General features: G+C 33.8%; 23 protein-coding genes and 1 other RNA gene. 3 read left to right on the forward strand and 21 right to left on the reverse strand.

All coding sequences use genetic code 11. The features are described 5' to 3' along the window. Positions 1-40 precede the first annotated feature (40 nt). The 9 genes from UMR38_01345 to UMR38_01385 all read right to left on the reverse strand — a co-directional run bounded on the left by UMR38_01345 (position 41) and on the right by UMR38_01385 (position 7,976). Complete coding sequence (locus UMR38_01345; protein MEC9484504.1) at positions 41-937, reverse strand: ABC transporter permease subunit; 897 nt, start codon at positions 935-937, stop codon at positions 41-43. A 1-nt stretch (position 938) separates the two neighbouring features. Then, positions 939-2,651, reverse strand: a complete 1,713-nt coding sequence (locus UMR38_01350; protein MEC9484505.1) for an ABC transporter permease subunit — start codon at positions 2,649-2,651, stop codon at positions 939-941. 137 nt (positions 2,652-2,788) lie between these two features. Then, on the reverse strand, positions 2,789-3,670 hold the full coding sequence (ligD, locus tag UMR38_01355; protein MEC9484506.1) for a non-homologous end-joining DNA ligase: 882 nt from the start codon (positions 3,668-3,670) through the stop codon (positions 2,789-2,791). Positions 3,671-3,673: 3 nt separating this feature from the next. Then, a complete protein-coding gene (gene ligD / locus UMR38_01360) occupies positions 3,674-4,684 on the reverse strand; it encodes a non-homologous end-joining DNA ligase (protein MEC9484507.1) in 1,011 nt (336 codons plus the stop codon). Further along, complete coding sequence (locus tag UMR38_01365; GenBank protein MEC9484508.1) at positions 4,677-5,267, reverse strand: DNA polymerase ligase N-terminal domain-containing protein; 591 nt, start codon at positions 5,265-5,267, stop codon at positions 4,677-4,679. Before UMR38_01365 ends, ligD (UMR38_01360) begins: the two co-directional genes overlap by 8 nt. A gap of 416 nt (positions 5,268-5,683) precedes the next feature. Beyond that, positions 5,684-6,031: a DUF2785 domain-containing protein gene (locus tag UMR38_01370; protein MEC9484509.1), complete on the reverse strand. Its 348-nt coding sequence runs from the start codon at positions 6,029-6,031 to the stop codon at positions 5,684-5,686. 160 nt (positions 6,032-6,191) lie between these two features. Continuing rightward, a complete protein-coding gene (locus UMR38_01375; GenBank protein MEC9484510.1) occupies positions 6,192-6,776 on the reverse strand; it encodes a hypothetical protein in 585 nt (194 codons plus the stop codon). Positions 6,777-7,125: 349 nt separating this feature from the next. Then, positions 7,126-7,476, reverse strand: coding sequence for a DsrE family protein (locus UMR38_01380; protein ID MEC9484511.1), 351 nt, complete (start codon positions 7,474-7,476; stop codon positions 7,126-7,128). Positions 7,477-7,508: 32 nt separating this feature from the next. After that, complete coding sequence (locus UMR38_01385) at positions 7,509-7,976, reverse strand: DUF2975 domain-containing protein (protein ID MEC9484512.1); 468 nt, start codon at positions 7,974-7,976, stop codon at positions 7,509-7,511. Between the two features lie 394 nt (positions 7,977-8,370). Here UMR38_01385 and UMR38_01390 point away from each other — a divergent pair, with 394 nt between their 5' ends. Beyond that, a complete protein-coding gene (locus UMR38_01390; protein MEC9484513.1) occupies positions 8,371-8,799 on the forward strand; it encodes a hypothetical protein in 429 nt (142 codons plus the stop codon). Then, positions 8,799-9,608: a hypothetical protein gene (locus UMR38_01395; GenBank protein ID MEC9484514.1), complete on the forward strand. Its 810-nt coding sequence runs from the start codon at positions 8,799-8,801 to the stop codon at positions 9,606-9,608. The genes UMR38_01390 and UMR38_01395 overlap by 1 nt, the downstream gene beginning before the upstream one ends. Positions 9,609-10,104: 496 nt before the next feature. On the opposite strand, the gene UMR38_01400 is transcribed toward UMR38_01395, so the two are convergent. From UMR38_01400 to gpmI, 12 genes are all read right to left on the reverse strand, one after another. Next, a complete protein-coding gene (locus UMR38_01400) occupies positions 10,105-10,626 on the reverse strand; it encodes a hypothetical protein (GenBank protein ID MEC9484515.1) in 522 nt (173 codons plus the stop codon). Positions 10,627-10,641: 15 nt separating this feature from the next. After that, positions 10,642-11,292: a matrixin family metalloprotease gene (locus tag UMR38_01405; protein ID MEC9484516.1), complete on the reverse strand. Its 651-nt coding sequence runs from the start codon at positions 11,290-11,292 to the stop codon at positions 10,642-10,644. 682 nt (positions 11,293-11,974) lie between these two features. Continuing rightward, a complete protein-coding gene (locus UMR38_01410) occupies positions 11,975-12,256 on the reverse strand; it encodes a class I SAM-dependent methyltransferase (protein MEC9484517.1) in 282 nt (93 codons plus the stop codon). A gap of 88 nt (positions 12,257-12,344) precedes the next feature. Next, positions 12,345-12,665 (reverse strand): HepT-like ribonuclease domain-containing protein, encoded by a 321-nt coding sequence (locus tag UMR38_01415; GenBank protein MEC9484518.1) that lies wholly within the window; start codon positions 12,663-12,665, stop codon positions 12,345-12,347. Then, positions 12,655-13,149, reverse strand: coding sequence for a nucleotidyltransferase domain-containing protein (locus tag UMR38_01420; GenBank protein ID MEC9484519.1), 495 nt, complete (start codon positions 13,147-13,149; stop codon positions 12,655-12,657). Before UMR38_01420 ends, UMR38_01415 begins: the two co-directional genes overlap by 11 nt. Before the next feature lie 155 nt (positions 13,150-13,304). Further along, positions 13,305-13,655: a transfer-messenger RNA gene (ssrA, locus tag UMR38_01425) on the reverse strand. A 25-nt stretch (positions 13,656-13,680) separates the two neighbouring features. Beyond that, positions 13,681-14,124 (reverse strand): SsrA-binding protein SmpB, encoded by a 444-nt coding sequence (smpB, locus tag UMR38_01430; GenBank protein ID MEC9484520.1) that lies wholly within the window; start codon positions 14,122-14,124, stop codon positions 13,681-13,683. A gap of 5 nt (positions 14,125-14,129) precedes the next feature. Then, positions 14,130-16,238 carry a ribonuclease R gene (gene rnr / locus UMR38_01435; protein ID MEC9484521.1) on the reverse strand — a complete coding sequence of 703 codons (2,109 nt, stop codon included), beginning with the start codon at positions 16,236-16,238 and terminating at the stop codon, positions 14,130-14,132. 50 nt (positions 16,239-16,288) lie between these two features. Further along, entirely contained in the window at positions 16,289-16,510 is a 222-nt protein-coding gene (secG, locus tag UMR38_01440; GenBank protein ID MEC9484522.1) for a preprotein translocase subunit SecG, read from the reverse strand. Between the two features lie 154 nt (positions 16,511-16,664). Further along, positions 16,665-17,954 (reverse strand): phosphopyruvate hydratase, encoded by a 1,290-nt coding sequence (gene eno / locus UMR38_01445; GenBank protein MEC9484523.1) that lies wholly within the window; start codon positions 17,952-17,954, stop codon positions 16,665-16,667. A 104-nt stretch (positions 17,955-18,058) separates the two neighbouring features. Then, the gene (locus tag UMR38_01450) at positions 18,059-18,499 is read right to left on the reverse strand and encodes a hypothetical protein (GenBank protein ID MEC9484524.1); all 441 of its coding nucleotides are present in this window, start codon (positions 18,497-18,499) and stop codon (positions 18,059-18,061) included. A gap of 30 nt (positions 18,500-18,529) precedes the next feature. Beyond that, on the reverse strand, positions 18,530-20,047 hold the full coding sequence (gene gpmI, locus UMR38_01455; protein MEC9484525.1) for a 2,3-bisphosphoglycerate-independent phosphoglycerate mutase: 1,518 nt from the start codon (positions 20,045-20,047) through the stop codon (positions 18,530-18,532). 142 nt (positions 20,048-20,189) lie between these two features. Here gpmI and UMR38_01460 point away from each other — a divergent pair, with 142 nt between their 5' ends. Continuing rightward, a complete protein-coding gene (locus UMR38_01460; protein MEC9484526.1) occupies positions 20,190-22,274 on the forward strand; it encodes a hypothetical protein in 2,085 nt (694 codons plus the stop codon). The last annotated feature ends 3 nt before the right edge of the window (positions 22,275-22,277 follow it).

The following is a 22,277-nucleotide window of genomic DNA, read 5'->3' on the forward strand; positions in this document are numbered from 1 at the left end:
TCCTTCTAAAAAAGTGTGGCTTGCCCACACTTTTTATATTTTATCCTTTTTCGGCACCTTGTGTTAAACCATAAACAAGATATTTTTGCATATAAATTTGTACCAACATAATCGGTACAGCTAAGAATAAAGCACCGGTCATAAATTTAATTGGATCATATTCATGCCCTAATGGATCCATAAATCTAAATAGCCAAATGGCAACAGTATCACGTTGTGGCATGATAACTGATGGTAAGATATAATCTAACCATGGTTGCATGAAGGCATTAACCGCAATGAATCCCATAATCGGTACTGCAAGTGGGATAATAATTCTAATGAGTACCTGTAAGTTCGTCGCGCCATCAATGGCTGCTGCCTCATCCAATGACTTCGGAATATTACGCATAAATCCTCGTACTATAAACGTATTATATGGAATACTTCCCGCCACATAAATTAACGTTAAAGCAAAGGGATTATTGAGTAATCCAAATTGTCTAAAGAACATAAACAATGCAAGCATTCCCATAAATGATGGGAACATTTGAAGACCCATCATTGTCAGTAAGACACGTTTTTTTCCTTTAAAGCGATAACGCGAAAAAGCAAACCCTACTAAGGACGACAATGATACAACTAAGATCGTATTCGTCACAGCAATCATAAGAGTTGTTAAGAATGCTTGAATATAATCACTAAATGCTTGAGTATTTGTAGATTTTTCAGTAAATAATTCTTTATAGTTTACAATACTCCACTCACTAAACTTAGGAATAACGGGCACTTGAGATAATTGTGTTGCATCTGTGAATGATGCTGATATCATCCATAATACTGGTGTGAAGACAATCACTAACATTAATCCAAGCCATCCATACACTAATACGCCGATTATGACTTTTTTAACCGTTAGCCTTCTAAAGAAACGGTTTATACGTTCTTTTACTGTCATATTATTCCTCCTCCCAGAATGATTTAAGTTTACTGAGATTATATACAGCAACAAGTCCAATAAAGATGAAGATTAAAATCGAATAGACACTTGCTAAATTATATTGATTAACAGTTGATTGGAAAGTTAGTTTATAAATCCACGAAATTAAAATATCTGTTTGTCCAGGCGCAGCTCCTAAGACACGAACACTCTGAGGTATGGCTTCAGTTGGATAACCTGGTCCACCACCACTAAGGAAATAAATCGCTCCAAAGTTGTTAAAATTAAAGGTAAACGTGGTTATAATAACAGGCGCTGTTGCACGTAACACCCAAGGGAACGTAATATATCGAAATTTCTGGGTGTCTGTCGCACCATCAATATCGGCCGCTTCATACAGACTCGCTGGAATAGTGCCAAGTACTCCTGTTGTTAACATCATGAAGTATGGATACCCTATCCACAAGTTAACGATAATAATAATTGATTTAGCAAGCAATCCATTATCTGGGGAAGTTAACCATAGGACATTTCCGTTACTAGCTTGTCCAACGAGTGGTTTACCAAAGATTGAAATACCTCGTAAGAACTCTCTGACAGTATCGGTCATATCCGCTTCATATAATATCTGATTCATAAGACCAAAGTTGTCCGCAAATACATTTCTAAATAACATTAAACTAATTAACGCCGGTATCGCCCATGGAATAATTAACATCACACGGAAGAAGCGTTTAAAGACAACATATTTACTTTCAATGATCAATGCTTGAATTAATCCAAGGACATAGACTGTCACACTACTCATAAAGGCATAGAATATTGTCCACCATAATACATCCCCGAAGAACTTCAACCAGTCAGGATTGGCAAATACCAGTTTAAAGGTCTCTAATCCTTGCCAGGAAAAGAGTTGTTCACCGATTGACACACGGCCTGTCCAGCTTGTAAAAGCAACTAAGAAACTGAACAAGAATGGAATCAATGTAAAGAAGACAATCAATATCACTGCGGGGATAATAATGATATATGCAAAGAAATCATCCCATACACGGCGAATAAATGTTTTGTAGTCTTCAACTTCACCAGTTTCGCGGATATCTATGTGAGATTGAAATGCATCTTTTATTGCAAAATACCATGTTGCGCCAAGCAACAATAATAATGATATGGCAATCGTACCCTCACCGAGTAAAACTTGTGAGTTATCAGCACTTTTCCAAGTAAAGATCTTATCAAAAATGACTATGGTTTCACCACGATAAGTATCACCTAAGACCAATTTACCTAACGTAAATAAGCCCCAAATACCTTTTGTAAAGAATCCGCCGTAATCACGGAAAAAATAAAATGGTTCTCCAGCGGCTGCTGGAAACTCCTGAATTTCACCAGATATTGCATAAATATAATTGCTGGTAAAAATCTCAATTAAAATAAAGATGAAAAACACTAAAAAGATTGGTAATGCTTTATACCATTGCTTGTTTCTAACTTGTCCAAGTCCAGGTAATAAGAAACTACTAATTCCCTTTAATGCCGCTTTTGGTTCTTCTTTAATCGCGTGATATATTTTAGGGAAAAAGTTAACAATGCCTAAAAAAAGCCGCTTAAAGAAATTATATATTCCTAAGACTAACTGCTTGAAAAACCGCCAAACAGACATAAGAATCCTTTCATGCAAAAAAGAGCCCACTTTGATGAGTCCTCTTTTGAATCTGCTTTCCTGATCCATGTCATCACTCCTAAGTTCTTAAAGATATTTCAATTGTACCATAGGTTAACTTTATTTGTAAACGCTTTAGGTCATATCGATTTATGAAACGGGTATCATATTTTTACTCAAAAAAACTGAAGTCAGCTGACTTCAGTTTATAATTTGTCAATTAATTTATTAAGGGATACCTGTGAACGATTAATATTTCGCCATGGATCTTTGATTTGTCCTAATCGGTTAAAAATATTATGGTAAGTATACCGTTTTGGATCAAATGATTTCACCTTAAATTCTCTCCACGTTAAAGGGGTTGCCACAGCGGCTTCTTTTACCGTTCTTATACTATAAGGCGCCACGCTTGTTTGCCCATAGGCATTTCTTAATGTGTCAATAAAAACTTTACCGTTTCGTTTTTGCTTGCGTTGTTCCAACGTTGTTTTTTGGGGTAACTTTTCAACTAACAATTGTGCGAAATAATCAGCAACATCTTTTACTTTATCAAATGTTAATTCTGGTTTGATTGGTACAACAATATGGACGCCTTGTGAACCTGTTGTCATAATATACGGGGTTAGCCCATTTTTCTCTAATACATCTTTTAATGTGAGTGCAATTGATTTTACCACTTTGAGATTGTTTTGATTGGGATCTAAATCAAATATCATTTTATTAGGGGTTGTTAGTGATGATGTGTCTGATAACCAAGTGTGTAGTGTTATCACCCCTTGATTAATTAAATAACTTAATATTTTCTTTTTATTACATAAAATTTGCTGTTGCATCTCCCCCTCTTTCAAATCAATGGCAGTCGTATGTATCCAGTTTGGAAAATAATCAGGAACTTGTTTCATGTAAAAACCTTTTTTATGAACCCCTTCTGGATACCGTTCTAATGTAACAGGACGATTTTTGATATGGGGTAACATAAAAGCCGCTATTTTTTGATAGTAGGTAATAATGTCTTCTTTTGTTAGATTATTCTCAGGAAAATACATTTTGTCAAGATGTGAATATTCAAAATCTTTATAGTGTTTCATGTTTTATTCACCACTTTCTTTATGGATATCATTAATCGGTTTATCATCTCGAAGTCCAATAAAACTAGGGTGTCTTAACTTTGAATTTTCAGTCCATTCTGTAAACGTCACCTCAGCAACGTATTTTGGTTTAACCCAATGAACATTATGAGTATCCATTGTTTTGATATTTTGAAGCGGCGAAGAGGATTGTTCGATTGCTCTTAAATCGTTAATAAAGGTGTCTAAAAAGTGATTGGTATATCCTGTGCCAACCTTTCCAGCATACTGTAATGTCTGGTGCTCGAAGTATCCAACCAATAGAGCGCCAAAGCCAATTCGCTTACCACTTGGATCGGTATAGCCTATAATCACAAACTCTTGCCTGTTTATACATTTGAATTTAAGCCATTTCTTACTTCGAGAACTAAGGTATTTGCTATCATAGTCTTTAGCGATAATACCTTCCCAGTTTTTCTCGCATGCTTCTTTTAAATATGTTTTTCCTGCTTGCTTAATATGTTGAACATAATGGATTGGCTCGCCAAATTGAACCATTTCTTTCAGTAATTTTTTGCGGGTTTTTAGTGGCAATGCTCTAATATCATAGTTATCAATATAAAGTATATCAAATATATAACAATATACTTTTATATTGTTATTTTTAATCGTTGTTTCATCCTCAAGATGCATACGTTTTTGTAATTTTGAGAAACTTGTTACACCATCTTCAAAGGCAACAATTTCAGTATCCAAGATAGCTCCCGATATAGCTTGATTTTGAAACGCTTTTACAATCTCCGGATAGCGCTTATTCAAAATTTTATGATTCCTTGATAATAAGGAGATATGACGTGATTCATCAATCTGTATCATAACTCTTTGACCATCTAGTTTACGTTCATAAATCCAGTTTTCATCATCAAAATATTCATCTGTCAATGTTGCTAGCATGAATGAAACATTATTAGGAAGATCAGAGGTTTTGAGATCATTCACGATGCCATCATCTAAGATATCTGTTAATTTAGTCATTGTCATTGTCCTTTAAGTTTTCTATTGTTTGATCACTTACAATGGATTTTGGTTCTGTTTTTGTCGGTTTTCGTCTACGATCTGCTGCTTTGTCATCTTCTTTGATTAATAACCATTGATCGTCGCCACGATCAATATCGACTAGTGAGTAGCCGCCGTTAAGTTTTTCCCCTTCAAGCCATATCGAAATATGGCCCTTGTCATAAGCTGTTTTCATCGAAATAGACTCACCATCTTTTTTTGTGTTGTTCTCATATGTCCCCTTATCCCATATGATAACTTCTCCGGCCCCATAATTATCTTCGGGTATGACGCCTTCAAAGTCAGCGTATTTTAGTGGATGATCTTCTGTCGCAATTGCTAACCGTTTGTCTGATGGATTTGTAGAAGGACCTTTGGGAACAGCCCACGACTTTAAAACACCCTCCACTTCTAAGCGAAAATCGTAATGCTCATTTGATGCATTATGTTTTTGAATAACAAAGATTGGATTATCATATGATGTATTAGCTTTCTTTTTGGGTTCAGGTGTCTGATCAAAATCTCGTTTTTTCTTATATGTATCTAATGATTTTTTTACCATGAACTCATCACCTTTCTAATTTTATAATAACATTTAAATTATTCTGATTCAATTTTAACGATACAGCTTATTTTAAATAAGACACCAAAAAGGTGTCTCATTATGCTATTCATTAACGCTTAAATTATGAATCGCTTTTTTTATATGATTTTTCAATTCATAATTTGTCTCATCTAAACCGAAATATAGTGTGCTTAAAACATGCTTAACGTTTACATACACGATTAAATCATCAGGTAATTCTTTAGTTCTTTTATAATTCGTTAAGGAGTGGATGAAGTCATAAAGTAATGTTTTATCAATATCAGGTCGTTCAACAAGTTTTAAAAATGCGTTTTTAAAACGTTCCTCTTGATTATGATGGAACGCATAAAATGGGTTTTGTACAATAGACGATACAGTGTCAAGATATCGTTTTATCCACTCATTTGTAAAAGTTGGCTCTTTAAAAATTGTCGCAAAACATCTGAACTATGCGCAAAGAAATGTGCCCATCCTTTATGAGTTACATAGCCTCTATAATCATATTCGTGCTTGAGATACTCCAGATATGCCTGATATAAGCGCTTCAACTCTTGACTAGATAAAACAACTTCTTTATTTGGTATAAGAAACAACATAGCGATCATAAGCGACGTAAATGTTCTTTTAAATACACTATTCTCTTGTTTGTTTTTCAACCCATAAAATAAGTAATCTTCAGATATTAATATCTGATTTAGATTCTTTAGTTCAGTGTCTGACAGATAATCTTTATATACCATGTAAGCGGCTATTTCTAAAGCTAAATTATCTCGTATATAGGGATCTAAATTCCTGATTCTGACAAAGCAACTTCAAGAATTTCTTTAGCGCTTTGCGTCTCTTTTAATACATATTTTGGGTCACGTATTTGTTCAAATAATGCTATTTTTTGTTGTAGGGTCATTGTTCACTCCCCTTTGAATCATGTTGTTTAAATGCAAAAAATAAACAGAAGGTATTTAGTATATAAAAATAACTCACATTATATATCAAAGTGAATAAACTATTTTCATAGATCATTGCCAAATATTCAAATAGATACAGTAATAATATATAGCCAAGGATAAAAACAACTAGACGAATAATCATTTGTTTCATACTCATTCGGTACCAAAGGTACACATTGATGAGAATCAATTGTGCTGGTATGGCCAAAAAAATCATTGGTATAAAATACCCTAGATTATCACTGAATGATCGTATAATATCATACATGCCCAAAAGCGGCGTCAGAATAACCAACGGCACTACCATACTTATAGCAGCATATGCTAGTGACAACTGTTTCATGTTTGTAAAAGATATGAGTGAGATTATGCCAGGTATAATCATGATGTATAATGTAACGAAGATGACATCTACAGGGACATCAATACTATTCATACCAAGTACCATAAATAAACTAAATGATAAAATTGTCACCATTGAAAAACCCTGAAGAATACGTTTATTTCTATCGAAATATTGTATCAATAATGCTTTCATTTACCTGTCTCCTTCTTAAACAATCATGACACATCATTTCATAAAAAAACTAGAACAAAAGTGCATCCAGTATTTATATATTAGTCAATTTAAATACGATTACGATTGCTTTTTATCGTCCATTAAAGCCTCTTAATATGGAACTTTGTTAATTAGGAATTAATAATATTTCTTTTTCGAACACTTGTTACTCACGGTTAAGAAGATGTTTAAATTGTGGCGTTAGGTAGTGTTGAATTCTTTCTCAATACAAACGAACACATACATAGTGTGGACAAAAATGTTTAATACGCAAAAGTGCACCATGCTTAGCCCAAAAATAAACACACCATAATTGATGTGTGAGTTCTTAAAATACTAATACTTTATCAGCTTCTGATGTTAGCGTTGCTAATTGACTCATTGTACTTCGTTTAGCACCCTTAACAATGCCTGTTTCATTCATCCCTCTAGCATCCATACATGTCCCACATAAATAGACATGACCTTTACGTAAGATAACCGATTTCACCATGCGTTCCATATTATAATACCCATCAGGTGTTTTTTGCCCAAGTGCCGCACTAACAACACTATCTCCCATTAGGAATACATTCACATCAGCTTTTTGTTCTTTTTGTAATGTCATCGCTAGGCGCAAGGCATTATATGGTTTTTCGTTTCCATAAGGTGGTTCATTGATAATAAATAGATACCTCATTCTTAATCCTCCTAATTAATTGAATTATACTACTACTTAAGGTTTATTTTTTCGGCAAGAATACGTTTACACAACGCCGCAAGTAATGTAAGAGTAAAAGCAATACCCATCACATAGCTCATGATAAGGATTAACCCAGGCGCATCATCCCACTGGGCGATGATAAACCAATATGGTAACTGAATAAAAAAGATCACTGTAATGATAAATAGACGCGACATAATTTGATGAACTCTTTGATAGGTTTCTTCTGTGAACAAAGCATTCTTCTCATATGCTAAGACCACTTGAAAACTGGGTACTAGCGTATAGGTGAACAATGCAGCTGCAGCCATCACTAAGATATATACTGGATATAAAAACCATGGTGCCAATCCATCTACTAATCCCAAAACAACATTATAGCCAATAAACCCAAATAAAAAGAGGGCGGGAAATGCTAAAAAAATCAATGCAATTTTGAGTAATAAAGGACTATACATTTCTAACTTTTGATACATGGACTCACTTACTTTCTTATCGATACTATGACATGCTCTTATAGTAGCGTTAATTTGGTATGAATAATTTTATCATAAAAAAGTGTCTTGTGCAATTTTTAATAGGACAAAGAAGCAATATCTGAGTATGTATTTTAACTACACTATGTGCTCATTAGTCTGATTTTTTGATATACTATCAATCAATATTTTTTAAGATCTATTTTATTAAATTGATAATTCACTTAGCGTATCCATATCAATACCAATGGCGGATTTAAAACTGTTTGATTCATCTGTTAAATATTGTATATGACAGAATAGAATTGTAGAAATATGACGGAAAGAAATGTCGGTTCTACAATTCTATTTTTTTGATATAATCGAATCAGTAAAATGATTGGAGGATATCAAAATGAGAAAGGACATCAAAGAGATCATGAAGATGTATAAGAAAGAGGGAATCAAACCAAACTTTAGTCAGGAAGCTAGAAGATACAATTGTGATTACCGAACAGTGAAAAGGTATTACGATGAGGATGAGAAACCAAAGAAGGAGAGAAAGACAAGACCATCGAAGTTAGATGGTTTTAGAGAGATTATTGAAGATAAGCTAGAATGGGCTGCGCCAGTCACAGAAATCCTAAAGTATATCAAGAAAAAAGGATATACGGGACAATATACGATTCTACGAGAATACTGTCGGACAATTCAATCTGATAGACAAAAGAAAGCAACTGTGAGGTTTGAAACCAATCCAGGGTTACAGGCACAAGTTGATTGGAAGGAACGAATGAAACTCGTTAGTAGACATGGAGAAATCTTCGAGATCGATATTTTTTAATGGTTCTAGGATATTCAAGGTTAAAGTATATCGAATTGACTATCAACAAGAATCAAGATTCATTGTTTCAGGCAATGGTGAATGCGTTTCAGTATTTTGATGGCGTTCCACAAGAAATACTATTTGACAATATGAGAACAGTCGTAGATCAAAGTAGAACGTTATATCGAAAACCACTTATCAATAGCAAGTTTTATCAGTTCAGTAAAGACATGGGATTTGAAGTGAAAAGCTGTATGGCATATCGCACCCAAACAAAAGGTAAAGTCGAATCACTAGCTAGACTGATGAATCGATTACGAATATACAATACAGAGTTTGAAGACTTTGAAGATTTACGAGAAATCATAATAGAGTTTAATGAAGAACTGAACAATAAAGAATCTCAAGCAACCTATGAAAAGCCGTGGGAGAGATTTAGAAAAGAAAAAGAATACCTGAATAAGCTACCAAACCAGGATATCTTAGATCACTTCTTTACAAGACCAATTGTGAGAAAAGTGAATAAAGAATCAATGGTTCAATACAACAAATCCAAATATTCTATCAGCACGAAGTATATTGGAAAACTAGTTACGATAAAAGAAACCCAAGGAATACTTCAAATTTATTATAACAAAGAGTTAATAAAAGAACACAAAATAACGAAAAGAAATTTCAATTATGATAAAGCAGATATGATCGAAATCTTAAAGGCAGACGCCATGAATACATTATCAAGCATTACTCGAAATACAAACTTCTCATTATCGATGAGATTGGCTATCTTCCTATCGAAAAGAAATACGCAGATATCATCTTCCAGTTAATAGCAAAACGTTATGAAAAGAAATCAACCATTATTACGACCAATCAACCATTTAGTAAATGGGGAGAAGTTTTCGGCGATAACATCATCGCCACAGCGATCATTGATCGCTTAGTACATCATTCATCGATTATTAAAATTACAGGTAAATCATACCGTATTAAAGACAAACTTCAATACATGGATTCTTCTTCAAAACCACAGCAATAATTTACCTACATTTTTTACCGCTATATTTAAACAATTTTTAGTTGACTTTTACATAAATATAATACGCCTGAAGAATATGAAAAAATCTCTAAATAAAGCCAAAAAAAGACCATCATTGCTGATGGTTTTTCTATTTGAATGGGTAAAATTCCCAAAATAAGTGTTGGAAATACCCTATACAGTCCATTTTGTTTATTAAATAATTCTAAGAATTGATACTCATTTTCAAAAGCTTTGTTATATAAGCTTTCAAATTTATTACTACACAAAAGTTTATTGTCTTTATACTAAAAAATTCCGTGTTGTACATCAGAAACGAAATAGTAATCATATTCAATATCTGTAAATACATGAATCATATAGTTTTCTCCAATAATAAAATTAAAGATATTTTTATAAAACACTACATCAATTTTCTCATTTGTGTTTAAATCTTCAAAAGTATACATATTTGAATAAATAGAAAAATCTTTGATTTCTTCTAGCTTAAGGTATCTAAATTCACCTTTATCTGAGGCAAGCATACTTTCGAACGTTGGATAAAGTTCGATATGACTAAAGTTGTAATTAGTTACTATTCCATTATCATTTTCTATTGTTAAATTGACTTGAATTATTTCAGGTTCAAGATTACTATCTACAGTTTTTTCAAAATCATTTTGCGTAGAAGTAATTTCAGGAACATTTATTGTGCTATTAGAATTATCTGCAAATTCCTGATTACTTTCGTTATTCAATTCTTCTTCAGGTATTGAATTGCACCCAACTAATAAAAATGATATAAAAAACAAAAATAATATCTTCTTCATAAATTTTCTCCTTCCTTATTGATAGGCTAGTTTAAGATGTGCAATATCGTTGTACTGCGGTTCTTCATATGCATTTTGTACATATGGGTACATTAGTTGATTAGTTGAAGTTGCATGTCCAAAGTATCCTAAAGCATGTCCCATTTCATGGCACGAAACCTCATTCCATTGACTTTCTGAAAAGTCGCTTGTTTGTGCTGAATTCATTCCGGAAGTATCCCATATTAAGAAAATTTGGCTGTAGGCCATTCTATAAATATATATTAGTTTATCGTCAAGGTTCATATAAGTATAATCAGGTATGGAATAGTGTGACATAAAAGTAACCCCCACAGCATAAGGATTTATTCCTAGTCCCGAAGCCTGACTTCTTGTAAAACACCCTAGCGATATATCTTCGTTAGAAGTAACTTCATTCATTGTAAAAGAAAAATTAGATTCCCATCTATAGATTGCATTATCAAAAGTGTTTTCAAAATCAGCTGAATCCATTCCGCATGTGATATTTTGATACTCATAAGATATTGTCGACGAGTCAAAATATCCAACTTTGTTATCATCTGAATGCCAATATGGAGTAACTAAGTACGGATAAGCATTAACTTCAATAAAACTGCTTGCAAAGAAAACACACATGAATGTAATAATAATTAATACTTTTCTCAATAGATAACCTCCCCTCCTATAATAAAATAAGACCAACATACAACTATGTCAGTCTTGGTGTTAAATTCAAATTTAACATATCATACATCCTAAATTTTGTCAATACTAAAGAAGCAATATATTTCACATTTAAATTAGTGATGATTAACTAGAAAAAGCTATTGACGAATACATTATCTTTTTTAACACACTTCGCCCACATGCATCTCTTAAATATAATACTCCTGAAGAATATGAAAAAATCTCTAAATAAAGCCAAAAAAAATGCCATCATTGCTGATGGTTTTTCTATTAAAATGGGTATAATTCCCAAAATAAGTGTTGGAAATACCCTATACAGTCCAAAATCTGTCTTATCATAACAGATTTTTACTCTATTTCATAGCAACAAATATAATAGCAAAATCGGTTTCAAATTTATCAATTAATTTCATCCCAGAGTTAATAATGTATTTTTCCGTCGCTATCGGATCATCTGGATAAATTTCAATAATCCTATTGCCATTATTTATTGTTGAACTTTGATTCTTATCAATAGATAAAACAAATCTACCGTTTTCATTGATCAAATCATATATTTTTAATATAGCATCTTTTTTATTCTTAAAGTGCATGAATGTTAGAGATGAGTAAACAACATCATATTTTGATGTGAAATGGTATTTTAAAAAATCATCACAAATTAGAATAACATTTTCATAAGCGAGATTTTTTTAGCTCTTTCAATTGTTTTTTCAGAAAAATCAATTCCTGTAAAGCTCCTACAAAATGGTACAACATTTGTTGCAATTCGTCCCGTTCCTACGCCTACTTCTAAAACTGTTTTAGTCGGATCTAATTTCATTGCGTTAAGAAAACTTTGACCATCCCACTTTTTTATGTGCTCTTTCATTTCTATAGAATCATAAAATGGATCATTATTTTCTTCTATCAACATATCACAATGTTTCATTATTTTACTCATATTTAAATCTCCTTCTTCAAGGTTAACTGAGTTTATCTAATATACTCTATAAGAAAAACTGTTCAATTAAATGTAACCGATTCACATATTATTTATCTAATTTATACAACAAGTCTGGTATATTTACTGTAGCAATGTCATAAATGATATTTAGTTTAATACCTTCGTACTCATGTGATATCATATTTCTTAATCCAATGATACTTGGCCAATGAATAGAATTATAAAATTGTTTTGTCTCATTTGAAAGTTTCTTTGCTGTTTCACCGATTTGTTCTAGGTTTAATATAACTGCATCGACTTTCTCGTCGTTGTACTCAAAGTCTGTGAATGTATCGACTTCTTCCATATATCTGCCGATTTTCTTTGCATACTTAATGATACGATCAATATATGTCTTATCTTTCATAAATCAGTACTCCTGTCTTATTAATTTCCTCATCTATTTTTGAATATTCTTGAATAGTTTTATTACTTAGCACTTCAACTTTCTTCTTCAATTTTCCTCTTAGTTGTTCAACAAATTCAAAATACTCTAAACCGTATAAATCAGACTCCATATATAGATCAACATCACTATTTTGTGTAGCTTGACCTTTGACATATGATCCAAACAAATATACTTTTTCAATATCATAATTTTTAGCTATTTTACTTATATTTTCTTTTATTGTTAAGTATGACAAAACACCCGTGAATTCATCGATCTTAGCATATTCTTCCAATTTTACTCTTAGTAATCTATCCATAACTAAGTCAATTGTCCACTCGCTGGGTTTCCTTACTTCTTGTTCCCAGTTTCTTAATGTTTTTACTGGTACGCCAGTTAATAATGAAACCTGCTCTTGTGTTAGTTCTAAATTGTCTCTTATTATTTTAATATTATTAGACATAGTATTCACCACCTACAGCATTATTATATACCCCAATGGGGTATTTGTCAATGGATTTATACCCCATTGAGGTATAAAATAAAAGGCTCCCATTGATCAGAGTGTATGGTTTCTATACCATATCTCCAACTTTTGGAAGCAACTTCAAATTCAAATGGTGGAGTTGAGGGGAGTTGAACCCCTGTCCAAAGTAGCCGACACTACAGTTTCTACATGTTTAGTTTGATGTAAGTTTTAATCTACCTCCAAGCATCAAACAACCAAGAAGCAGACGAGCCTTATTACGTTCAATAACGTTCTGAAGGCGGTAGAACGCTATTAGATCCTAGATCTCTGTACTCAACAATAACGCCCTAGGCGGCATCATGCTGAGCGCATGCTTATATTAAGCGTATGCTAATTGTGAATTATTGTTTCCGGTTATATTTAACCTAGTGTTTTTACAGCCACAACGCTGACATGCTTCTCTAGCTCTAAACTACCCTGTCGAATCCATAAACAACCCCATGTGTATGATAGTATACCATACATTTAGTAATTTTTTAATGATTTTTGCATATCTCTTTTTGCTTGTTTTGCTTTTAAAGCTTGACGTTTATCATATTGACGTTTACCTCTAGCTAGTGCAATCTTCAATTTACATAATCCCTTATCAATGTACACACTCAGTGGTATCACTGATAAGCGGTCTTGATTGATGGTGTTTTCTAATTTAATAATTTCTTTTTTATGCAGCAATACCTTGCGACTTCTTCTTTCATCATGGTTAAATTGATTACCATGTCTATATTTTGCAATATGCATATTGATGATATAAAGTTCACCATTTCTGGGGACACAATAGGTATCTTTAATATTGACTTTTCCAGCACGAACACTTTTAATCTCTGTCCCTTTCAAGACAATACCTGCTTCATAAGTATCTAAAATCTCATAATCGTGCTTAGCTTTTTTATTACGGGCTATGACTTGCATAGGTCTCACCTCTTTTTCAATAATCTAAAGTCAATTTCACCATCTTTAACATTGACTTTCATGACTTTAACTTGGACATGTTCTCCAATTTTATGAACCGTTTTAGTGCGTTCTCCAACGAGTAGCATCATTTTCTCGTCATAATGGTAATAATCATCTTTTAAGTTTGATATGTGAACAAGTCCTTCAATGGTATTCTCTAATCCAACATAAAGTCCAAATGGTGTCACACTTGTGATGACTCCTTCAAAGACTTCATGGATATAACCACTCATATACTCCGCTTTTTTCATATCATTGACATCACGTTCTAAAAGCATTGCATTACGTTCTGTTTCACTGCTGTGTTTAGCGATATCAGGCATCGCTTTATCGTAATGATTAATCGCTTCAATACGGCCTTCTTTATTAAACAAGTACTTACGCAATAACCGGTGTACTATTAAGTCAGGATACCGTCTTATTGGACTGGTAAAATGTGTATAGTATTTAAATGCTAAACCAAAGTGACCAATATTTTCAGCACTGTAAATCGCTTTTTGCATACTTCTTAGCATTAACATATTGACACCCATCTCAGCATCTGTACCTTCTACTTTATTATGTAGACGTTGTAGTTCTCGATGACTAATTTCTTTACCCCCTCTGACTTGATATCCTAACGCATTACTCAAGGCAATTAAACGCTGTAATTTCTCTGGTTTGGGTTTATCATGAACCCGGTAAATAAAGGGTAACTCCATCCAAAAAACATGTTCTGCGACCACTTGGTTCGCTTTTAACATGAACTCTTCAATAATCCGTTCACTATCGCCACGTTCATTCACGTAAACATCTGAAACATGTCCTTCTTGATCAAATGAGAAAGACGCTTCCTTGGTGTCAAAATTAACACTACCATTTTTATTACGGTGGCGTCTTAATATATCCGCTATGACTTGCATTAAATGAAAATCATCTACCAATGTATTATATTCTTTAGTTAAGTTTTTGTCTCCATTTAAGATTTTATTAACATTTGTATATGTCATACGAGCATAAGAGTGAATCACACTTGGATAAATATCGTATTTAACAACGTCTCCTGATTCATTGATTTCCATATCACATGTAATCGTTAAACGGTCTATATCTGGCTTTAAACTACAAATGCCATTGCTCAAGTGTTCTGGCAACATAGGAATCACACGGTCCGGTAAATAAACGCTCGTTCCGCGTTTATAAGCCTCTTCATCTAAGATGCTGTTTTGTGTAACATAGTAACTCACATCAGCAATATGCACGCCTAATTTAAAATGCCCATTATCTAATTGCTTCACATGGATCGCATCATCAAAATCTTTGGCATTATCGCCATCAATCGTGACTATTTTTTCATTTCTTAAATCTTTGCGTCTTTCTAAATCAGCGTCACTCACTTCATCGAAGCCTTTCGCAGATTTGATAACCTTATCAGGGAAGACAGGATCAATATCAAATTGGATAATTTTACTTAACGTATTAATCCCTACATCATCTTTGTTTCCTAAAATATCAATGACTTCAACACGGATTTTACCTTGGTCATCATAATTGGTAATCTTAGCGTGTACGACGTCATCTTTACTTGCATTTTTCAATCCTTTTTGTGATATAGCAACTGTTTTCTTTATCGTTTTATCATCCGGATTAATAAATGGTTTGTTATGTTTAAAATAGACCACACCAACAAGGGTTTTTATATTACGGTCTAATACTTTTTTAACATGTCCTTCTTGTCGTGCACCATATGAAAAATCGGTGACATAAACTAAAACATGATCTTTATTCATTGCCCCATTAATATTGTCGGCAGGAATAAAGACATCTTCTTCTTTTACATCATCTGGAATTAAAAAGCCAAACCCTTTTTCTTTTAAATCAAGTTTACCCGTCATGTAATTGGTATATTCAATTAATTGGACATTATTTTGATTACTTTCAATAACACGTGCATCTTCAATTAACCCATTGAGGGTTTTCATAAAGGTCACGATCTCATCACTGTCAGTAATATTCATTTTTGCTTTTAATATATCTATACCAACAGGTTCTTCTTGATACGATTCAAGAGCATTTATAATGCGTTCTTTCATTTTCCCACCTCCTAATTAGTAGAGAAAAAAAACACTCTACACGAGTGTTCTTAAAGGACAATTGCAATAATACTAACAACAAAGAATACAACGCTTGTTCCAAGTGTTAGCCGGGTCATTAACAATTCAAACCCTCGTTGTTTTTGGTTATTGAACAACTCGCTTTTTTCACCGGAAAAGGCATTGGCTGCATTATCTTTTGTACTTTGTAAAACAACTAACGTGATTAATAACATACTTACGATTAACAGTATAATATCTATTGATCTCATTTTGATTCCTCCTACGCTTTGATGACTGCAATAATCATTTTATCGTGTTTATGGCATTATGTCAATACATATTGCCTGAATTCACCATACTTATTATAGAGAAAAAATGCGTAAATTTCAAGAAAAAAGGAACGATTACTCGTTCCTTATGAATTTACTTTAAATTATAGAATGAATCTAGTCCATTATAAACAGCTGTTTCACCAAGTTCATCCTCAATACGAAGTAGTTGATTATACTTCGCAATACGATCGGTACGGGATAGTGATCCTGTTTTAATTTGTCCAGCATTTGTCGCCACTGAGATGTCTGCGATTGTCGCATCTTCTGTTTCACCACTACGGTGTGATACTACAGCAGTATATCCAGCTTTTTTTGCCATTTCAATTGCTTGGAATGTTTCAGTTAAAGTTCCTATTTGGTTAACTTTAATTAAGATAGAGTTAGCGATCCCCTCTTCGATACCACGGGCTAATTTATCAGTATTTGTTACAAATAAATCATCACCAACTAATTGAACTTTATTTCCTAATTTTTCAGTTAAGACTTTCCATCCGTCCCAATCATTTTCATCTAATCCATCTTCGATTGATACGATTGGATATTTGTCAACAAGTTCTGCATAGAAATCAGATAACTCTTCAGCGGTCATTTCTTTACCTTCACCTGCTAAATCGTACACGTTTTTCTCTTTGTTATAGAACTCACTAGATGCCACATCCATTGCTAAACGAACATCATCCCCTGGCTTGTATCCAGCGTCTTTAATAGCGGTCATAATAACTTCTAACGCTTCTTCATTGCTTTTAAGGTTTGGTGCAAATCCACCTTCATCACCAACTGCCGTATTATATCCTTTAGATTTTAATACCGATTTTAAAGCATGAAATACTTCTGCACCCATACGTAATGCTTCTTTAAATGTTGGTGCGCCAACAGGCATAATCATAAACTCTTGAAAATCTACGCTATTATCTGCGTGGCTTCCTCCGTTAATGATATTCATCATTGGTGTTGGTAACTCTTTTGCATTAAATCCACCTAAGTATAAATAAAGTGGTAATCCAACGAAATTAGCCGCAGCTCTTGCGCATGCCATAGAAACACCTAAAATCGCATTCGCACCTAATTTTCCTTTGTTTGGTGTCCCATCTAAGTTGATCATAATTTGATCAAGTAAGACTTGTTGTGTTACGTCAAGACCTAAAATTTCAGGTGCGATAACTTCGTTCACATTTTTAACTGCTTTTTCGACACCTTTTCCTAAATATCTGTCTTTGTTTCCGTCACGTAATTCAACAGCTTCATGTTCACCAGTTGATGCTCCACTTGGCACTAACGCACGACCAAAGGCACCTGAATCAGTGTACACTCCCACTTCTACTGTTGGATTCCCTCTTGAATCCAATACTTCTCTTGCATATACATCAGTAATGTAAGGCATTTAATTAACATCTCCTTTTCATTTTTTAAATGCATTCTTTTACAGTTTAATTATAAGCCAAAATGGCTTTATTTACAAATATTATAGTAAGATTGAAAACACTTTCAGTTTGTAGTTCGTTGATATATTAATCCCATACTTATGACTAGAATTATCCATTCAAACGTGTTTGATATGTTTGAGAATAACTCAGGAAACGGATTTAACAGTTGACCAATGTACACTGGATGATAAAACAATCTCATGAAAAATGGCAACAAATCAAACCCAAATAACAAGACTTGGAATGTGACCAAACTTAATAAGTAAGCATTTAAGACACTTATTATTGCGATCACACCATAAAGCCAGTGCGTTATCTGATATTGTTTACGAATATTATTTCCAAGAAACACTATCAATAGTAAGAATATAATAGTAAGTCCCGTATTAATTAATCTCATCAATAGATAATTTGTAAGGCCGTAAAACACGCCAACAATTAATGAGCCTAAAAGACTTGCGACAACGACATAAGCCAAATCTATTTTATCAATTTTTGTCATAAAATCACCCAAAAAAAGGTGCAAAGCACCTTATTTCTTATTCACTAATGACTTACCAGTCATTTCGCTTGGTTGTTCAACACCGAGATATTCTAACATTGTCGGTGCCACGTCTGCCAAGATACCACCATCACGAATGGTAATATCTTTATCGGTAATAATAAGTGGTACTAAATTCGTTGTATGGGCTGTAAAGATGTTTCCATCCTCATCAAGCATTTTTTCAGCATTTCCATGATCCGCTGTAACAATTGCTACGCCACCTTTATCTAAGATTGCATCAACGACTTTACCAACACATTCATCGACTGTTTCAACAGCTTTGATTGTTGCAGGAATATCTCCTGTGTGACCAACCATGTCACAGTTTGCATAATTTAATATAATCGTATCATGTTTATCTGATGCGATTTCATCTAATATTTTTTCAGTGACCGTGTACGCACTCATCTCAGGTTGCATATCATAAGTCGCTACTTTCGGACTATTCACAAGGACGCGTTTACTGTTTTTGATTTCCTTATCAACGCCACCATCAAAGAAGAATGTTACATGGGCATATTTTTCAGTTTCGGCAATACGTAATTGATTTAAGCCTGCATCACTGATCACATCACCATACATATTATCAAGTTTCTGTAACCCAAACGCGATATCACCTTTGACATTTTCAGAATAACTCATTGTTTGTACGAATGTGATATCATGCGGTCCATTCTTATGCTCGACACCAGATGCTTCTGGGTTAGATAATGCAGTACTAATTTGGATCGCACGATCAGGTCTAAAGTTCGCAAATATAACGCTGTCTTTATCTTCAATCATACCGTTTTTATTTACCACAAACGGAATCACAAATTCATCCCATATTTTTTCTTTATGGTTCGCTTTAACACCGGCGATTGGATCTTCATAATGCGGTCCTTTAGCTTGTGTCATAACATCATAATGTTTTTGGATACGTTCCCAGTTTTTATCCCGGTCCATTCCATAATAACGTCCCCCCACTGTGGCAATTTTACCATAGTTAATCTCATCCATGTAATCCAGTAATTCTTGAATATAGATTGGCGCAGAATCTGGAGGTACATCCCGTCCATCTAACAAGGCATGAACATATGTTTCTTCGACGCCTTGATCTTTGGCTAAATCTAAGAACGCTTTAATGTGAAGAATGTGACTATGCACACCACCATCACTTAAGAGTCCCATAATGTGTAGTTTTGAATCATTGTCTTTTACGTTTTTAATCGCATCAAGATATGTGTCATTCTTAAAAAATGACTTGTCTTCGATAGCTTTATTGATCCGTGTTAACGATTGGTAAACAACACGTCCGGCACCTAAATTCATGTGTCCAACTTCACTGTTCCCCATTTGTCCTTCTGGTAATCCAACCGCAAGACCGTCTGCACGCATCGTATTTGTTGGATATTCTTTCATTAATAAATCGACATTAGGCGTATTTGCCATTTTCACGGCATTCCCTGTCTCATTTTCTTCTAAACCAAACCCATCCATAATGATAAGCGCTACGGGTTTTTTCATAGTTATCACCTCTAACAAACACATTATAGTATAAAAACAGTAAAATTCATAGTAATATAGCCTATGTGATAGCGTTTACACATTTAGGTGTATGTATTTCTTTTCTTATCAAAGTATATTATAATGATTGTGAGGTGATTTTATGGCACAACTATATTTAGAAACTGTCCATCAGATATTAAAAGATCAAGTCGGTAAACAAATATATAATTACACGGTTCCTGATTTATGGAACTGTTTTGACTATGATCCCCATAAATTTATTAAAACTCCAGATAATGAGTTAATGGTTGATCCCTTTGATTTTTATGCGTCACTTATTGAATCATATATCTTACCTAAGAAAAAGGATAACAAAGATTATCTTAAAAGCTATGCTCAATTACAGAACCGTTCATTAAATAAACGGAATTATTTACCGGGCGATTGGATAAAAAAAAGCACACTCTATTCAACAATGATACGTGCAAGTGGTGCATGGGATCATGACCGTAGTGGTAGATTAGAAGATGCTAATATCTATCAGATGCAGGAAACAGGTAGTTTTATCAAGATGCTTGCGTTGTTACCACTACTTAAAAAGATGGGTGTTGATGTGGTTTACATGTTACCGATCTCGCTCTTTAGTTTGAAAGATAAAAAAGGCGATTTGGGAAGTCCTTATGGTGTTAAAAGTTTCACAAAACTAGATCCTAATTTAAAGGATAGTTTAACAGGTGACAGTTTGACAGTGGATGAGGAATTCAAAGCCTTTGTTGAAGCATGTCACATTTTAGACATGAAAGTTATCATTGATATTATTCCAAGAACAAACTCAGTAGATAGTGACTTAATCAGAAGTCATCCTGAATGGTTTTATTGGATTAAAGCAAGTGAATATGATCAATACAAAACACCAACGATTCCAGGGATTCCACCAACAGCTACACCTACTATCGATATGATGGAACGGGTATATAAAGACCCTGATACCTTACGACATATTAATATGTTCCAATATGATCCTAAAACACAAGATAAAGAACTGTGGGAATCAATACGGCGTAAGAAAAATTTATCAAAAGCAATTGAAGAAACTTTTGACTTACGGGTAGCACCGGCATTCAGTGATTATATCAATGATCCACAACCACCATGGACTGATGTCACTTTCTTTAGAATGTATGAAGATTTTCCAAAAGCAACAAAAAAATTCTTAGATACTACTGAACGACCACCTTATATATTATATGATACGATTAAGTCGAATATGTACCCAGGTGATCAACCAAATATGGGACTTTGGAATACATTAGCCGATATTGTACCCGCTTATCAGCGTGCCTTTGGCATTGATGGTGCACGGATTGATATGGGCCATGCATTACCACGCGAATTACTCCATTTAATTATTAGAAAAGCACGCAAAAATGATCCTGACTTTTGTTTTATAGCTGAAGAACTTCAACCACAAAACGCGCACAAAGCAAGAGAAAATGAATATAACTTAATTATTAGTAATGGGTTCGTTATGGAACCTCGCTTCTTTGAAGGTAAGTTGCTTGAATTCATTCATCAAAGTATCAATTTACCTATCCCCGTTTTAGCGATGGGAGAAAGTCATGATACACCTAGACTAGCAGCTCGTGAGGGTGGACCAACTATTGCCAGACTATTAACAATCCTCAATATGTTTATGCCTGAGGCAGTCCCCTTCATTAACAGTGGTCAAGAAGTCTATGAAACGCAACCGATGAATACTGGACTTGATTGTCGTGACAATGAACAATATATGCTCGATCCGAATGATCCGTATTACGGAAAATTAGCGCTGTTTGATAAATATGAATTCCATTATACCAATGATCGTCGCTGGGAATTACCAGATATCTTAGACTTTATTCGTCCAATAAGAACAAAATACTTACCACAAATTACAAACAAAAAGTACTTTGTCCCACTTTATGGTGACAATCATCCTGACACACTCATTGGTCTAAGTTATTACAAAAACACCAAGCGTAAAGAACATAATATGTTAATCATACTTGCCAATAGTAATCCATATGATGAAGTGAAGCGAGCTATCCCTATTCATACCTTGAGGGATAAATCACAGAACAAAGCTACTGTAGGTAAGCTTCTCTTTTCAACCCACGAATCTCCAAGGCCATTTACACAGTTTTTCAATGTGAATACATTAGATATTCATTTAGGTCCTGGCGAAGTTAAAATTATTGAAATTTAAATA

The organism is Candidatus Izemoplasma sp., from assembly GCA_036172455.1.
Lineage (GTDB): Bacteria > Bacillota_I > Bacilli_A > Izemoplasmatales > Izemoplasmataceae > JAIPGF01.

Excerpts from the sequence above, each read along its gene's own strand:
- UMR38_01395 (MEC9484514.1), top strand. The coding sequence starts at position 8,799 with ATGGTTCTAGGATATTCAAGGTTAAAGTATATCGAATTGACTATCAAC.
- secG (MEC9484522.1), bottom strand. The coding sequence starts at position 16,510 with ATGAGATCAATAGATATTATACTGTTAATCGTAAGTATGTTATTAATC.
- rnr (MEC9484521.1), bottom strand. The coding sequence starts at position 16,238 with ATGAAAGAACGCATTATAAATGCTCTTGAATCGTATCAAGAAGAACCT.
- UMR38_01345 (MEC9484504.1), bottom strand. The coding sequence starts at position 937 with ATGACAGTAAAAGAACGTATAAACCGTTTCTTTAGAAGGCTAACGGTT.
- smpB (MEC9484520.1), bottom strand. The coding sequence starts at position 14,124 with ATGCAAGTCATAGCCCGTAATAAAAAAGCTAAGCACGATTATGAGATT.
- UMR38_01450 (MEC9484524.1), bottom strand. The coding sequence starts at position 18,499 with ATGACAAAAATTGATAAAATAGATTTGGCTTATGTCGTTGTCGCAAGT.
- eno (MEC9484523.1), bottom strand. The coding sequence starts at position 17,954 with ATGCCTTACATTACTGATGTATATGCAAGAGAAGTATTGGATTCAAGA.
- UMR38_01415 (MEC9484518.1), bottom strand. The coding sequence starts at position 12,665 with ATGAAAGATAAGACATATATTGATCGTATCATTAAGTATGCAAAGAAA.
- ligD (MEC9484506.1), bottom strand. The coding sequence starts at position 3,670 with ATGAAACACTATAAAGATTTTGAATATTCACATCTTGACAAAATGTAT.
- UMR38_01385 (MEC9484512.1), bottom strand. The coding sequence starts at position 7,976 with ATGTATCAAAAGTTAGAAATGTATAGTCCTTTATTACTCAAAATTGCA.
- ligD (MEC9484507.1), bottom strand. The coding sequence starts at position 4,684 with ATGACTAAATTAACAGATATCTTAGATGATGGCATCGTGAATGATCTC.
- UMR38_01350 (MEC9484505.1), bottom strand. The coding sequence starts at position 2,651 with ATGGATCAGGAAAGCAGATTCAAAAGAGGACTCATCAAAGTGGGCTCT.
- UMR38_01380 (MEC9484511.1), bottom strand. The coding sequence starts at position 7,476 with ATGAGGTATCTATTTATTATCAATGAACCACCTTATGGAAACGAAAAA.
- UMR38_01420 (MEC9484519.1), bottom strand. The coding sequence starts at position 13,149 with ATGTCTAATAATATTAAAATAATAAGAGACAATTTAGAACTAACACAA.
- gpmI (MEC9484525.1), bottom strand. The coding sequence starts at position 20,047 with ATGAAAAAACCCGTAGCGCTTATCATTATGGATGGGTTTGGTTTAGAA.
- UMR38_01375 (MEC9484510.1), bottom strand. The coding sequence starts at position 6,776 with ATGAAAGCATTATTGATACAATATTTCGATAGAAATAAACGTATTCTT.
- UMR38_01460 (MEC9484526.1), top strand. The coding sequence starts at position 20,190 with ATGGCACAACTATATTTAGAAACTGTCCATCAGATATTAAAAGATCAA.
- UMR38_01390 (MEC9484513.1), top strand. The coding sequence starts at position 8,371 with ATGAGAAAGGACATCAAAGAGATCATGAAGATGTATAAGAAAGAGGGA.
- UMR38_01400 (MEC9484515.1), bottom strand. The coding sequence starts at position 10,626 with ATGAAGAAGATATTATTTTTGTTTTTTATATCATTTTTATTAGTTGGG.
- UMR38_01365 (MEC9484508.1), bottom strand. The coding sequence starts at position 5,267 with ATGGTAAAAAAATCATTAGATACATATAAGAAAAAACGAGATTTTGAT.
- UMR38_01410 (MEC9484517.1), bottom strand. The coding sequence starts at position 12,256 with ATGAGTAAAATAATGAAACATTGTGATATGTTGATAGAAGAAAATAAT.
- UMR38_01370 (MEC9484509.1), bottom strand. The coding sequence starts at position 6,031 with ATGGTATATAAAGATTATCTGTCAGACACTGAACTAAAGAATCTAAAT.